A 14,024-nucleotide genomic window follows, 5' to 3' on the forward strand; every position below is an offset into this window, starting at 1 on the left:
ACTCACTTCTCGCTCCTAACTCCTGACTACTTAGTTCTTATTTCCCCTGTAAATCAACCGCTACGTTAGCACTTAGGCCGGGACGTAGTTTGGCGTACAACGGACTGTTTTTGTCGATTTCGATACGTACTGGTACGCGTTGTACCACTTTCACGTAGTTACCCGTCGCGTTGTCGGGAGGCAGCAGCGAGAATTTCGCGCCGGTAGCGCCAGCGAATGAACTGACATGGCCCGTCAGTTTCTCGTCGCCGAAAGCGTCGACATCAATGGTAACTTGCTGACCAATCTGCATTTGGTTCAGCTGCGTTTCTTTGAAGTTGGCCGTTACCCACAGATTCGAGTTGCCAACAACCGAGCAGAGTGCCTGGCCGGGCTGAATAAGCTGACCGACTTGTACCGACCGCTTGGAAACAACGCCCGAAGCGGGCGCACGAACAATCGTATACGAAAGTTGCAGGTTCGCCAGATCAAGTTCGGTCTGCCGCTGCTTCACGGTGGCCTGCGCTACGGAAATCTGACTTTCGGTGGTCCGGCGCTGCGAACTCGTTACGCCCGTTTGGCTGCTAGCTGCGTTTACCTGCGACTGAGCCGTTTGAAGCTGCGCCTGAGCGGCCTGTAACTGTGCCTGAGCCGCATCGCGCTCTGCCTGAATCGCATCAAACTGCTGCTGCGGAACGGTTTTCTCGGCCAGCAGACGCTGATAGCGCTCAAAATCCTGGTTGGCCCGACGCGCCCGAGCCTGAGCGGCCACTACGTTCGCCTGCGCCGTTACCACTTGGTTGCGGGCGGTTTGCACGCTCGCCTGCGAACTCTGGATGGTCGCTGCAGCCACGCTCACGTTCGTCCGGCTTACGCCCGCTGCCGCCTGGGCACTTTGTAAAGCGGCTTCGGCCTGGGCAACCCGGATGCGGTAATCGGCATCGTCGATCACAAATAACGTATCGCCTTCTTTTACCGATTGATTGTCTTTAAAGCGAATCGCTTTAACATAACCGCCAACTTTCGGCGTAACGGGGTCAACGTCACCGTCGATCTGAGCATCGTCGGTCGTCTCGTAACGTTGCAGGTACCGGAACTCGGTAAAGCCAAAATAGAGCGCAGCGACTAGAACAATAAGGCCACCTACGCGAAGTAACATCTTGGTATTCATGGGAACTGTTTGATAAGAAGTCGTATGTGATTAAAGGTTTGTGCCCGTAGCTCTCAACAGGCGCTGATACGCCAATTGCGCATCGACCGTAGCATTGATAACGTTCAGCTGAGCCTGAATCAAGAAGCTGTTCGCTTCCAGAAAATCCGTTGAGCCAACCAGACCATTGCGGAACCGCGACTCAGTTAATCGGTAGTTTTCCTGCGCTTGTCCGAGAGCGGTGCGGATAACGTTTTGCTGTTCAAGGGCTAGCTGATAGTTGTGATAGGCCGTAACAACTTCGGAGCGAATCTGATCGGTTTGCTGCGCGCCCTGCAGATTGGCCTGGTCGATGGCAGTTTTGGCCGTATTCAACCGACCCTTCAGGTTGTAAAGCGAGCCAATGTTGTAGCTTAAACCGGCGCCCACATTCCAGGCCGAGATGAACGAGTTGCCCTCCGGAATCAGACTGGCGGTTGGGTTGATGTAATTGTAGCCCAGCGATACGCCCAGGTGCGGATACTTACTGCTCTTTACGTTCTTCAACTGCGCGTCGGCGGCTTGCACCCGTAGGACGTTTGCCTGCACTTCGGGGCGTACCCGAACCGACTGATTTAGAAAACTTTCCAGGGGCTCCAGCGTTGTAGCCGGGTTGCTTAACGTCGTATCGACAGCTACCACCTGATTGTCGGGCAGGCCAATGAGCAGATTGAAATTATAGAGCGCCGTCTGACGAGCTTTATCGGCCTGTAGGCGGCTGAGTTGAAGGTTGTTTTTCTGCAACTGAATCTTCAGCACCTCGTTGGCGGTTACAATCCCTTCCTTCTCCAGATTTCTGGCTTCCCGTTCGCGTTCGTCGAACTGCCGGATGTTCTGGTCAATGACGCGGGTCGACCGGATCAACTTAACAATGTTGTAATACGCATCAGTAACGGTATACACGAGTTCCTGCCGGTTGCGCTGGGCGTCTAACTGGCTGGCTCGTGCCAACAGATCGGCCGATAACCGGGCCGACTTTTCGGCAAAACCACCGAATACTTCCTTACTGACGGTTGCCCCGCCCATGGTCGTATTAAAGGCACCAGCGGGGATGCCGAAGAGCGGTTTACCGTCTGTACCTTCACCAAACGCAAACGGTCCCGTTAAGCTGTAGCGTGAGTACGCCAACGATGCATTCGCCTGCGGCAGGCCACGATCTTTCGTTTCCTGAGCGCGGGCTTCAGCGGCCAGCGTACGTGAATCGGCCAGTTTAATGCCTTTGTTGTTTTTCAAGGCCAGTTGAATGGCCTGATCCAGGGGCAGGTTCGTAGGGATAGTCTGAGCGGATACTCCACCGAAACTGAGACCCCACAAGGCAAGCCCTACCAGAGACTTTTTCATTTTATTTGGTTCTGATTTTATCCAGGAGTGTATTCAATGTTCGTACTTCGCCTTCGGTCAGGTGACTAACGATGGATTCAAAGTCGTTGAACTCAACCGCCACCGTTTCCACAAACCGATTCGATTCTTCGGTCAGTCGCAGGTTCACACGCCGTCGGTTCTGCGGGTCAACTTCGCGCACGATCAACTGCTTCGCTACCAGACGATCCACGAGCCGGGTTAAGTCTGGATTTATATCCGTCATCTTCTCTTTCAGTTGCCCCGCCGTGAGGCTGTCGGGGTATACTTTTGATAACAGACGAAGGACAATGTATTGTTGAACGGATAAATCGAACGGCGCTAGCTTCTGGCCGAAGTAATTGAAAATGTAGCCATCCGTTTTGTGCAGATTAGCGATCAAATAGTGGTACTCGTTGCGAAATTGCTTTTCCATAGCCGTACAGAGGCATCTAAAGAGAAAACTAATATTTGTTTAAACGAATTTCGTTTAAACGAAATTTAATCATCTTTTAACCCGGCTAGGGTGACTTAGTTTGTTATGAATTTTCGTCAGGGGAGGAAGTTTGCCAGCGCCTTAACGTATTGATCGGGTACCTGAATGTGAGGAATGTGCCCGACACCGGGCAGCTCAACCAGCCTGCTTCCTTTGATCTGCTGAGCGGTACGTTTGCCCAGAGTGGGATACTGGCCATATTGATTTTGTTGTTCTTTGGACAGCAGCGCTTTACCGACCAGCGTTCGGTCGGCCTGCCCGATAATGAGTAGAGTCGGGACGGTAATCCGGTTGAACTCGTAACAGACGGGCTGCTCATAAATCATCTGATACGTAACAGCATTCGCCCAGGCTATGTCGTTAAAATCCGGCTTTTGTAAGTCGCTGGCCTGAACCTTTACGAGGGCCTCGTATTCTGGCTTCCAGACGGGGTAATAACTCTCTTGGTACTGCTTGTAGGAGGCATACGTCGCCTTCCGTTCCTTTTGGTACTGCTGCTCGATGGTCTGGTAGGGGACAAAGGTCTTGTAATCTTCAAGACCAATTGGGTTTTCGAGAACCAAACGATTTACCCGTTCGGGATACATGAGCGTGAAGCGGGTGGCCAGCATACCACCCATCGAATGCGCCAGCACGAAAACCTGCTTAATGCCCAACGTATCGAGCAGATGCTTTGTGTTGGCCGCCAACTGGTGAAAACTATAGTGTACGTTCGGGTGCGACGATTTGCCCCAGCCAACCTGATCGGGTACAATCACGCGGTAGCCGCGTTTGCTCAGCCATTGAATGACATTCGTCCAGTAATAGCCGTTGAAGTTCTTGCCGTGTAGTAATAGGGCCGTATAGCCATTCGGTTTGGCCGGTTTTACGTCCATGTACGCCATCTGCACTGGCTTCGCTTCAAGTGTTAACCCAAGATACTGAACCGGATACAGATACTGGATTGAGTCTGCATCCTGAGCCGTGGCGGGCCGTAGGCAGGTCGCCCAACCCAGCAATAAACACCCAATCAGCTGATAGAATCGCATGAGTACGTAACGAAAGCTTCGTTAACGCAACTCAAAACGCCAGTGATTGTTGATCTTACTGATTAGTAGGGCAGATTGTAGTACTACGTTACTCTAAAAGGGGACCAGCCCGTTCTGCGGCTGGTCCCCTTAGTTGGTTATTCGTCCCGGATCAACCCTTTGAGTTGGCCAGCCATTTCCGGGGTGACCGTTACACCGTGAACAGTCTGGGCATGCTCTGCGGCCTGCGTTAATACGTCGTCGTCGGTGGTGGCCCGGATGACGCCTTCGCAGTCAAAACCGGCGTCACGGCAGTGGAGCGTTTTCATGAATCAGAAGAGGGTTTAGTGTTTGTCTTAACTAGTAAATAGTACTGATACACAAGGTAATAAAGGAATTAACTAGCTTTGTTAACGAATGAGTTATCGGTCAAGGCTGCCTCGTTGGTGATTATAGTACGTACAGAACGAAACATGAGTAAGCTTAAGAAGATAGTGACGACATTAGTGATGGTCCTGGTCTGGGGCGTTACGTTAACCCTTGCCCTTGGTACGTCGAACTCCAGAGGTTTATGGTCAATACTGGGTACCGGCATTGCGGTTAATGTTCTGCTTGCCATGTACTACAGCTGCATCGACCGCCAGCCAACCAGCTTTCGGGAGTGGTTGAGCCGGTGAAGGCATTTCCTGTTTGCAGAAGAATCGGATTTGGGCTAGAAAGGAGCGTAACGGCCTAACGGCGGTTGAGGTTGCCTGATCTTGCCCGGCACCGTATATTGCAAATAGGTTTGTGCTTCTGGTTTACGCCTAATTGTCTCCCTACTTGGAACGCCCGAATGACATATGGCTTCGTGCAATTTTCTTGCCGCTGGTAATTCTGGTGGTCAACCTGCTTTTTCTTGCCGATGAACACTTTACGCTGGCTAGGTATCTGATCTGGTCGGGAGTTGGGATTGCTTATGGGCTACTGATGTGGGAGATTTCGATGCGGTGGCTGCTCTACGTCCGGCGACGATATACGGAGATTCAGCAAACCCGCCGACGTGTGTTGATTACGTTTGTCGGCTACTTACTCATTACGTCCTCATTGCAGGCATTTATCATCTGGTTTGCCGATATCACCCGTGCCAATTCGATTCCGATTACCGGGGCTGTATACATTAAACTCATAGCGGTTGGTTTTTTCAGTGTGCTCATTATGGGTGCCGTTTTTGAAATTATCTATTATTTTCAGAAATACCGCGAGGCCGTTCAGGAATCCGAAGCAGTCAAGAAAATAGGCTTACAGAACCAGTACAACACCCTCAAGAATCAGGTTAATCCGCACTTTCTGTTTAACGCACTCAACTGCCTGTCGGCGCTGATCGCCGAGGATCGTCGGAAAGCCGGTATGTTCTTAGATGAGTTGTCGACGGTATATCGGTACCTACTGCAGGCAGGGCAGCGCCCGTTAGTGACCATAGCCGATGAAATCGCTTTTCTGCACGCCTACCGCTACCTGCTCGATACGCGCTTCGGTCAGGCTCTGCACTGGTACATTGCCGTTGACGATTCGTTCATGAATTACTCGCTGCCCCCACTGACCTTCCAGACGCTTGTCGAAAACGCGTTACGTCATAACAGTTTGCTGGCCGACGAGCCCTTAACGCTGTCTATAACGGCTCGTCGTGACGGAATGCTGGAGGTGAGCAACAATATTCAGCGCAAAAAAGCCGCTGCCCTGCCTCATCAGCCCGGCGGGTTGGCCATGCTGGCGAGCCGCTTTAAGTCCCTGGGCTTACCATCGCCCATTATTGAGGATAACGGTGAGCAGTTTACCGTGCGGCTGCCATTGGGGCAGAACCAGCCAGTGCATGCAGTGGCATCGCTACCCAATACATCCAGATCTGATCTATGAAAGCTTTCCGCTACTCAAATCAGGATGAAGCCATGCAGCTAGTATCCATCCCGGTTTACATAGGTATTCTGAATTCTATTCTGCTGGGGAGGACGTACTGGAGCAACTGGCGCGTATTTCTGTTTGCAACGGCGCTGACGCTGGTTGTTGCGTATGTCAACTGGTTAATTAACAACAGTGTTGGTTTATTCATTAGCCGACAGTACCCTCTTGTTCGGCAGACGGGTATTCGGCTTCTGTATTTGTTCATTTGGTGCTTATTCATGGGGGGCGTAGCCTGCACGTCAATTTATCTAGCCTACACTCAGGTTTCGTCGCCCACGTTGCCACTCAATCCGGGTCGGCTGCCGTGGGCGTGGCTTTTCAATGGGTTAACAGTTGTGTCCATTATTTCGTTGTACGAAGGGATTTTGGCGTTCGAACGCTGGGAGCGGACACTTCGCGAAACGGAGCAGCTTAAAAAGGCGAATCTGCAAAATCAGTTTGAGAGTCTTAAAAGCCAGATTAATCCCCATTTTCTGTTCAATAGCCTTAATACACTCTCATCGTTGATTGAAGAAGATTCGCAGCAGGCTGAGCAGTTTGTGGAAGAGATGGCCAGTGTGTACCGGTACCTGCTTCGCAGCAACGAAACTCAGTTGGCTACACTGGCCGACGAACTGGCGTTTGCCCATTCGTATTTTCATTTGTTACGTACCCGTTACGGTGAACACATTCAACTGGAGCAGACCGTCGATCCGCACTATCAGCATTATCTACTGCCCCCGCTGACGCTGCAACTCCTATTGGAAAACACCGTCAAGCACAATGTCATTCTGCCCGAGCAACCGCTGCACATTGCCATCGCGACTCAACCCGACGGGCGCCTGATGGTCCGCAACAATCTACAGCGGAAGAACAGCCGGGTGCTGTCGAATCAGGTGGGGCTGGCTAACATCGCGACGCAGTATGAATTGTTAGGTGGGGGCCAACTGAACGTAGAGGATGATGCTCAATATTTTACCGTTACGTTGCCCCTGCTTCGGCAGCCGTAATGTTACGTGACCGGGTTTGGTCTGTTCATTTCCGGACGATGGCCGTTTGATCGGTTGTTTCTTCCGTTTCGTAGGGATACTATTTGGAATAGCCTGTAGGCACCCGGCAACTTTATCGGGTAAACAACACACTACGCTATGGCTTTCCAGAACAAATTCATTCGCAACACTTTAACTGGCCAGTCGTTCCGGTTTTTGAAAACGGCTCAGGATACCAACGGACAACTGCTGGAAATAGAGTCGGCCTACCGGCCAAACAGCAGCGAGCCTGCGCCCCACTTTCACCCGCAGCAGTCCGAAGATTTCACCATTCTGTCTGGCGAATTAACGGTTCGTATAGACGGCCGTGTAACGGTTTTCAGAACCGGTGATAAGCTGCACGTACCGCCTAATACAGTGCATTCGATGTGGAATGCATCGAGAGCAGAGACGGTCGTAAACTGGCAGGTTAGACCGGCGATGGATACGGAATTCTTCTTTGAAACGCTTACTGGACTGGCTAATGATGGAAAAGCGGGGTCTACGGGCGTACCACCTCTACTACAAACGGCACTGACGGCCCGACGTTTCTCGCAAGTTTTCCGATTGGCTAAACCGTCCCCTGTCGTTCAAAATGTCTTGTTTGGCGTCCTGTCGCCCATAGCCCGGCTGGTAGGTTACCGACCCACGTACGACAAGTACCTGAACTGACATGAATTGTAAAAGGCTGGCACATAGCTCCGCTACACGTCAGCAATACACACGGAGTTAACTGACCGGCTTGTGAGCAATCCATACTATATGTGAAAACCTTCTGATTGATTGTCGGTGCCACAAGAAACCGAAACAGTAAGTTGAGCTAGTAAAGTAATTTTTAGTCTGTCTCTAGCTATCTTGCTGATGGAACGGCCCGGTAGGGCACTAGTCAGCAAATAGTTTGTGTTTCATGCTTCGATTTATTCTTATTCTTCTCGTTTTATCGGGTAATACGCTGGTGTCGGCGCAACGGTTGCGCGCCGTTCGCTGGACGGATAACGGGAACAGTTACCTCTCCATCAAGGACGGCAGCCTGGTGCAGACGGCTATGGTCAGCGGCCAAACAACCGTTGTTGTACCGAAAGAGATACTCATCAATCCGACGACGAGCCAACCCATTCAAATTGCCAACTATGAGCTGTCGGCGGATCGGTCGGTAATGCTGGTCTATACGAACACGGCCCGCGTCTGGCGACAAAATACTCGTGGCGATTATTACGTCGTGCGAATGAGCGACAAACAGGTGCGGCAGGTAGGAAAAGATCGGCCAGCGAAGTCGCTCATGTTCGCCAAGCTTTCGCCCGATGGTCGGCAGGTGGCGTATGTCAGTGAACACAACGTATTCGTTGAGGACGTAGCGACTGGCCAGGCCCGGCAACTAACAACTGACGGAACCCGCAAGCGGATCAACGGTACGTTCGACTGGGCGTACGAAGAAGAATTTGGCTGCCGCGATGGGTTCCGGTGGAGCCCCGACAGTAAACAGATTGCGTACTGGCAGGTCGATGCAACGGGTATCCGGGATTATTTGATGTTGAATAACACCGATTCTACGTACTCGTTTACAATACCCGTAGAGTACCCCAAAGTAGGCGAAGCACCATCCCCGGCCCGTCTTGGCGTGGTTAACGTAGCGGGCGGGGCAACGACCTGGTTACCTATACCGGGCGATCCGCAGCAGCATTACCTGGTTCGGATGGAGTGGTTGCCTAATTCGCCGGAGGTGATTGTGCAGCAACTGAACCGGAAGCAGAACCAAAGCATCATCTTTGTTTGTCCCGCCAACGGTGCGGCTCCGCGCTCCATTCATACCGAAACCGACAAGGCCTGGGTTGACTGTAAGGATACGTGGAACGGGGGCGACCCGTCCGGCTGGGAGTGGGTCAACGGTGGAAAAGCGTTTCTGTGGGTATCGGAAAAAGACGGCTGGCGACATGTATATCGCATAAGTTTGGATGGTCGCGAGACCCTGTTAACGCCCGGTCAATACGACATCGCCAACATAGAGCTAATTGACGAGAAGGGCGGATACGTCTATTTCCTGGCTTCGCCCCAGAATCCCACGCAGCGCTATCTGCACCGCGTTCGCATGGATGGCAAGGGCAAACTGGAACGTATCACGCCAACGGAACAGGTGGGCACGCACGACTACGACCTGTCGCCAAACGGTCAGTGGGCGCTGCATTCATTGACCAGCCATACTATACCGACCTCGCGGGAGTGGCTTCGGCTTCCCGATCATAAAGCGGCCGCGGTAACGGACGGAGCCGTTGCGGCTAAACCCGCCAACCGGCCGAATCTACAATTTTTCACCGTCACTACCGACGAGGGCGTAACGCTGGACGCGTGGATGGCGAAACCAACCGATTTCGACAGTACCAAAAAGTACCCGGTTTTATTCTACGTATACGGCGAACCTGCCAGCACGACGACAAACGACGTCTTTTCCGCTGGCAGCAATAACCTATTCGCTGGCGACATGGCTAAAGCCGGATACTGTTACGTTGCTGTTGACAATCGGGGAACCCCAACGCTGAAAGGAGCGGCATGGCGTAAGTCGATTTACCGTCAGATTGGTCGACTGAATGTTCGTGATCAGGCCATGGCCGCGAAAAAACTGATGCAGCAACGTAGCTATCTCGATACGAGCCGTGTGGCCGTTTGGGGATGGAGCGGGGGCGGTGCTACTACCCTACATTTGCTGTTCCAGTATCCGGATATTTACAAGACGGGTATTGCCGTTGCTGCTGTCGGTAATCAGTTACTGTACGATAACATTTATCAGGAGCGATACATGGGCTTGCCGCAGGAAAACCGGGAAGATTTTGTGGCTGGTTCTCCGATTACCTACGCTAAAAATCTCCGGGGTAACTTACTCTACATCCACGGTACCGGCGATGATAATGTGCATTATGCCAATGCCGAGCAGCTTATCAACGAGTTGATTAAGCACAATAAGCAGTTTCAGGTAATGCCCTATCCAAACCGCAGTCACGGCATTTCGGAAGGGGCCGGTACGACAGAACATCTACGTACGTTGTACACAAAATACCTGACGCAGCACTGTCCTCCCGGTGCCCGATAGAGATTGGTCCCATGGTTTCGAGCTTATCATTAGTTACCCTGCATGAATCGTATTCTTTGCTTTGCGCTTGTTTTTTTGCTGCCATACGTTGTTCGGGCCCAACGGTACGAGTTTACGCATGACGATACGTTGCGGGGTTCTATTACTCCCGAGCGGGTATGGTGGGATCTAACCTTTTACCACCTGAGCGTTCGGGTTAAACCCGCTGATAGTACAATCAGTGGCAGTACAGCCATTACGTATAAGGTGCTGAAACCGAGTCAAGTACTCCAAGTGGATTTGCAACGACCACTACGGGTGTCAAAAATTGAGCAGGACGGTCAGTCACTGACCTTTCGGCAAGATGGGGATGCGTATTTTGTTACGTTAAAAAAGAAACAGCAACCCGGCGCAACCGAACGCGTAACGGTTCATTACAACGGTAAACCTCGTGTCGCGAAAAACCCGCCCTGGAACGGGGGTTTCGTCTGGGCGCGGGATACGACGAAACAATGGTTTATTGCCACAGCTTGCCAGGGGTTGGGCGCAAGCTCGTGGTGGCCCTGTAAGGATCACATGTACGACGAACCCGACAGTATGCTCATCAGCATAACCGTGCCGGAGCCGCTGATGGACGTTTCGAATGGGATGTTACGCCGAACGGTGAAAAACGATGACGGTACGCGAACCTTCGACTGGTTTGTCGCCAACCCCATTAACAACTACGGGGTCAACATAAATGCCGCCCAGTACGTCCACTGGTCCGATTCTTACGTGGGTGAGAAAGGAAAACTTGCCTTAAACTTCTATGCGTTGCCGCAGGATGAAGAACGGGCGCGCGCTCAGTTTAAGCAGGTTCCGCTGATGCTAAAAGCGTTTGAGCATTGGTTTGGCCCGTATCCATTTTACGAAGATGGCTACAAACTCGTGCAGACACCGTACCTAGGGATGGAGCACCAGAGTTCGGTTACGTACGGGAACAAATTCAGAAATGGGTATTTAGGACGCGATTTGTCCAAAACCGGCTGGGGACTTCTGTGGGACTTTATCATTGTGCACGAATCGGGACACGAGTGGTTTGCCAATAACATTACGTACCGCGATGTGGCCGACATGTGGATTCACGAAAGTTTTACCAACTACTCGGAGAATCTGTTCGTGGAGTACTATTATGGTAAGGAGGCTGGCGCGCAGTACGTGATTGGATGCCGCAATAACATTCGCAACGACAGCCCGATTATTGGCTATTACAACGTCAATAAGTCGGGCTCGGGGGATATGTACTATAAAGGTGGCAATATGCTGCACACCATCCGGCAGATCGTGAACGACGATGCGAAGTGGCGTCAATTACTGCGGGGGATGAACAAGACATTCTATCACCAGACTGTCACGACCCAGCAGATCGAAACGTACATGAGCCGACAGGCGAGACGGAATCTGGTTAAAATTTTCGATCAGTACCTACGCGATGTGCGCATTCCAACCTTAGAATACCGGCTGAAAGACGGCGTGGCTCAGTACCGCTGGGCTAATTGCGTTGCGGGATTCGATATGCCCGTGCGGGTTTGTCTGGATGAATCCGCTACGTATCAAAACCTGCAGCCGACCACTTCCTGGCGTACATTTCCCGCTAAAGGAGCTACTTCGCTGAACGTCGACGCCAACTATTACGTCAACGTCCGGCAGCTACCTTAGGCGTCTGATTAGAGCTCAGGCAATTCGTATGAAAAAATCATATCTGGTATTACACGTTGCTGTAATACTGGCTGGGTTCACCGGCGTCTTTGGGAAATTAATCTCTTTGAATGAAGGTCTTCTTGTCTGGTATCGCGTATTCTTTTCCGCAATCTGGCTCTTTCTCATTCTAAAACTGTTCAAGGAAAGTACGCGAATTTCCCTCCGAGAGAAGTTTGACATTGCGAAGGTTGGACTTTTTATAACCGTCCACTGGGTATTTTTCTATGCAAGCATAAAGTACTCGAACATTTCGATTGGGGTGGTTTGCTACTGCCTGACGAGCTTCTTCACAGCGGTCTTTGGGTCATTCATCCGGAAGAAGGTTGCCGTTACCGAACTGTTATTAAGCATGCTCACCCTATTTGGCATCGGCTTGATCTTCCATTTCGATACCTCATATCAGCTAGGCATCGCGCTGGGTACGATCTCGTCGGCCTTTGCCGCTCTGTACACGATTTATAATGAGCGCCTAGTACGACGGTATGATAGTACGCGTATCAATTACTATCAGATGATCGGCGGTACTATCGGACTAGGCATCCTACTACCTGTCTATCTGCATTATTTCCCGGTTGCCAGCCTGATTCCGAGTTTGCAAGACACCTTCTACCTGGTGTTATTGTCCCTGTTTTGTACAGTAGGCCTGTATATTTTATTTGCTGAGTCCCTAAAGAGAATACCTGCCTTTACGGTGAACCTGAGTTTCAATCTTGAGCCGATTTATGCGATCAGTATGGCCTTTCTCTTCTTCGGCGAAAGCAAGACGGTGAATGCATCATTCTACGTCGGCCTGCTGTTTGTCATGTCGTCGGTTGCGTTTCAGAGTTTTATTTCCATCCGAAAGGCTGTGCCGCAAGTAGCCGGAAAAAGCTGATTGGGTATTACGTATAGCTGACGCTCGGTAAACTAAGCTAACCCAATACTAAAACCGATTTGGACTAAAGGCCGCAATGTCCAGGCTGGAGACGTTCTGGTCAATCACTTCGCTGACCAGTTTGCCCGTGGCAGGTCCCAAACTCAAACCCATCATGCCGTGGCCGGTAGCCAGTACTACGTTGTCGAAGCGATCAGAGCGACCAATGTAGGGCAGGCCATCGGGTGAGCATGGTCGCAAACCACGCCAGACCTTGTCCACCGTTGGCAGCTCAACGGGTAGCTCTGGATAGTATTGGTTGATCGACTGAGCAATGCCGCGAACCCGGTTCATGTTGATGGTCATATCCGTACCGGCTACTTCGAGCGTACCAGCGAAGCGTAAATCCTGGCCCATGGGCGTAGCGGTGGCCCGCGCTTCGAGCATGATGGCGGGTACACGGATGTTGTTCGTTACGTTCCGAAGCATAAAGCTGTAGCCCTTGCCACCCTGCAACGACAGATTCAACCCCAGTTGTTGCGCAATGACGGGTGACCAGGCTCCTCCGGCAATCACCACCGCGTCGACCGGGTAAGCGCCTTGAGCCGTTTCGACGGCTGTAAGGTGAGCACCTGATTTGCTAAACCCCGTAACCGAATGATTTTCCAGGATCGTTACGTCATTCCTGCGGAGATAACCTACTAGTGAGCGGACCAGCTCGCCGGGATTGACATGTGCATCACCCGGATATAACACACCCCCGCGTACGTCGACTCGTGTGGCTGGTTCCAGGTCCTGAACCTGCTGGCCAGTCAACACCTGCGCTTCGACCCCGGCTCGGTTGGCTACCGTGGCTTCTTCGGCCATCTCGTGTTCAGCCGAAGCGGTTTTGTAGAGCATCAGCAGGCCGCGTTCCTGCCATTCGAACGATAAATCACCATTGGCGGCTAAATCCTGAAAAAGTCGTTTGCTGAGCAAACTAAGGTCGCGCAGGACCGGTATTGACCGTTCGACGTGTTCGGCGGTAGCATGACGATAGAATAACCAGCCCCACCGCATAAGGTCCATATTGAGTCGCGGTTTAACGTAAAATGGACTGGTCGATTTCAGCATCCACCGCATGCCTTTGGCGATCATACCAGGCTGCGCTAGAGGAATGATGTGGCTGGGCACGATCATACCGGCGTTACCAAACGAACAACCGTCGGCAATAGGCCCCTGATCGAACACGGTTACCCGATGCCCCGCTCTGTGCAGATAGTACGCCGAACACAGTCCGACAATGCCCCCGCCAACAATACCAATGTGTGCCATTTTGCTAAAGAGCGAATGAGTGAATGAGCGAATTGGTTTTCAACCATTCCCACCTCCTCGATCTGGGTTTCTAGACGATAGGCGCAGGAGTGAATTGGT

Annotated in this window: 13 protein-coding genes; 7 read left to right on the top strand and 6 right to left on the bottom strand. The window is 51.7% G+C overall.

Features of this window, described 5'->3' with window-relative positions; genetic code table 11:
• Positions 1-37 precede the first annotated feature (37 nt).
• The 5 genes from ACYVIY_RS21480 to ACYVIY_RS21500 all read right to left on the bottom strand — a co-directional run bounded on the left by ACYVIY_RS21480 (position 38) and on the right by ACYVIY_RS21500 (position 4,338).
• Positions 38-1,150: an HlyD family secretion protein gene (locus ACYVIY_RS21480; RefSeq protein WP_460978451.1), complete on the bottom strand. Its 1,113-nt coding sequence runs from the start codon at positions 1,148-1,150 to the stop codon at positions 38-40.
• A gap of 30 nt (positions 1,151-1,180) precedes the next feature.
• On the bottom strand, positions 1,181-2,509 hold the full coding sequence (locus tag ACYVIY_RS21485; RefSeq protein ID WP_460978452.1) for a TolC family protein: 1,329 nt from the start codon (positions 2,507-2,509) through the stop codon (positions 1,181-1,183).
• Between the two features lies 1 nt (position 2,510).
• Positions 2,511-2,942: a MarR family winged helix-turn-helix transcriptional regulator gene (locus ACYVIY_RS21490; RefSeq protein ID WP_460978453.1), complete on the bottom strand. Its 432-nt coding sequence runs from the start codon at positions 2,940-2,942 to the stop codon at positions 2,511-2,513.
• A 116-nt stretch (positions 2,943-3,058) separates the two neighbouring features.
• Positions 3,059-4,030: an alpha/beta fold hydrolase gene (locus ACYVIY_RS21495; protein ID WP_460978454.1), complete on the bottom strand. Its 972-nt coding sequence runs from the start codon at positions 4,028-4,030 to the stop codon at positions 3,059-3,061.
• A 137-nt stretch (positions 4,031-4,167) separates the two neighbouring features.
• Entirely contained in the window at positions 4,168-4,338 is a 171-nt protein-coding gene (locus ACYVIY_RS21500; protein WP_460978455.1) for a DUF1059 domain-containing protein, read from the bottom strand.
• Positions 4,339-4,482: 144 nt separating this feature from the next.
• Between ACYVIY_RS21500 and ACYVIY_RS21505 the strand changes: the two genes are divergently transcribed.
• From ACYVIY_RS21505 to ACYVIY_RS21535, 7 genes are all read left to right on the top strand, one after another.
• Positions 4,483-4,686: a hypothetical protein gene (locus ACYVIY_RS21505; RefSeq protein ID WP_460978456.1), complete on the top strand. Its 204-nt coding sequence runs from the start codon at positions 4,483-4,485 to the stop codon at positions 4,684-4,686.
• A gap of 145 nt (positions 4,687-4,831) precedes the next feature.
• On the top strand, positions 4,832-5,905 hold the full coding sequence (locus ACYVIY_RS21510; protein ID WP_460978457.1) for a sensor histidine kinase: 1,074 nt from the start codon (positions 4,832-4,834) through the stop codon (positions 5,903-5,905).
• Positions 5,902-6,939 (top strand): sensor histidine kinase, encoded by a 1,038-nt coding sequence (locus tag ACYVIY_RS21515; RefSeq protein WP_460978458.1) that lies wholly within the window; start codon positions 5,902-5,904, stop codon positions 6,937-6,939. Before ACYVIY_RS21510 ends, ACYVIY_RS21515 begins: the two co-directional genes overlap by 4 nt.
• A 138-nt stretch (positions 6,940-7,077) precedes the next feature.
• A complete protein-coding gene (locus ACYVIY_RS21520; RefSeq protein ID WP_460978459.1) occupies positions 7,078-7,629 on the top strand; it encodes a cupin domain-containing protein in 552 nt (183 codons plus the stop codon).
• A gap of 235 nt (positions 7,630-7,864) precedes the next feature.
• Entirely contained in the window at positions 7,865-10,039 is a 2,175-nt protein-coding gene (locus ACYVIY_RS21525) for a S9 family peptidase (protein ID WP_460978460.1), read from the top strand.
• Between the two features lie 42 nt (positions 10,040-10,081).
• Complete coding sequence (locus tag ACYVIY_RS21530; protein WP_460978461.1) at positions 10,082-11,716, top strand: M1 family metallopeptidase; 1,635 nt, start codon at positions 10,082-10,084, stop codon at positions 11,714-11,716.
• A gap of 28 nt (positions 11,717-11,744) precedes the next feature.
• Positions 11,745-12,632 (top strand): DMT family transporter, encoded by an 888-nt coding sequence (locus tag ACYVIY_RS21535; protein ID WP_460978462.1) that lies wholly within the window; start codon positions 11,745-11,747, stop codon positions 12,630-12,632.
• A gap of 48 nt (positions 12,633-12,680) precedes the next feature.
• Here ACYVIY_RS21535 and ACYVIY_RS21540 read toward each other — a convergent pair whose 3' ends face one another.
• A complete protein-coding gene (locus ACYVIY_RS21540; protein ID WP_460978463.1) occupies positions 12,681-13,925 on the bottom strand; it encodes an NAD(P)/FAD-dependent oxidoreductase in 1,245 nt (414 codons plus the stop codon).
• Positions 13,926-14,024 lie beyond the last annotated feature (99 nt).

Source organism: Spirosoma knui (assembly GCF_054780635.1).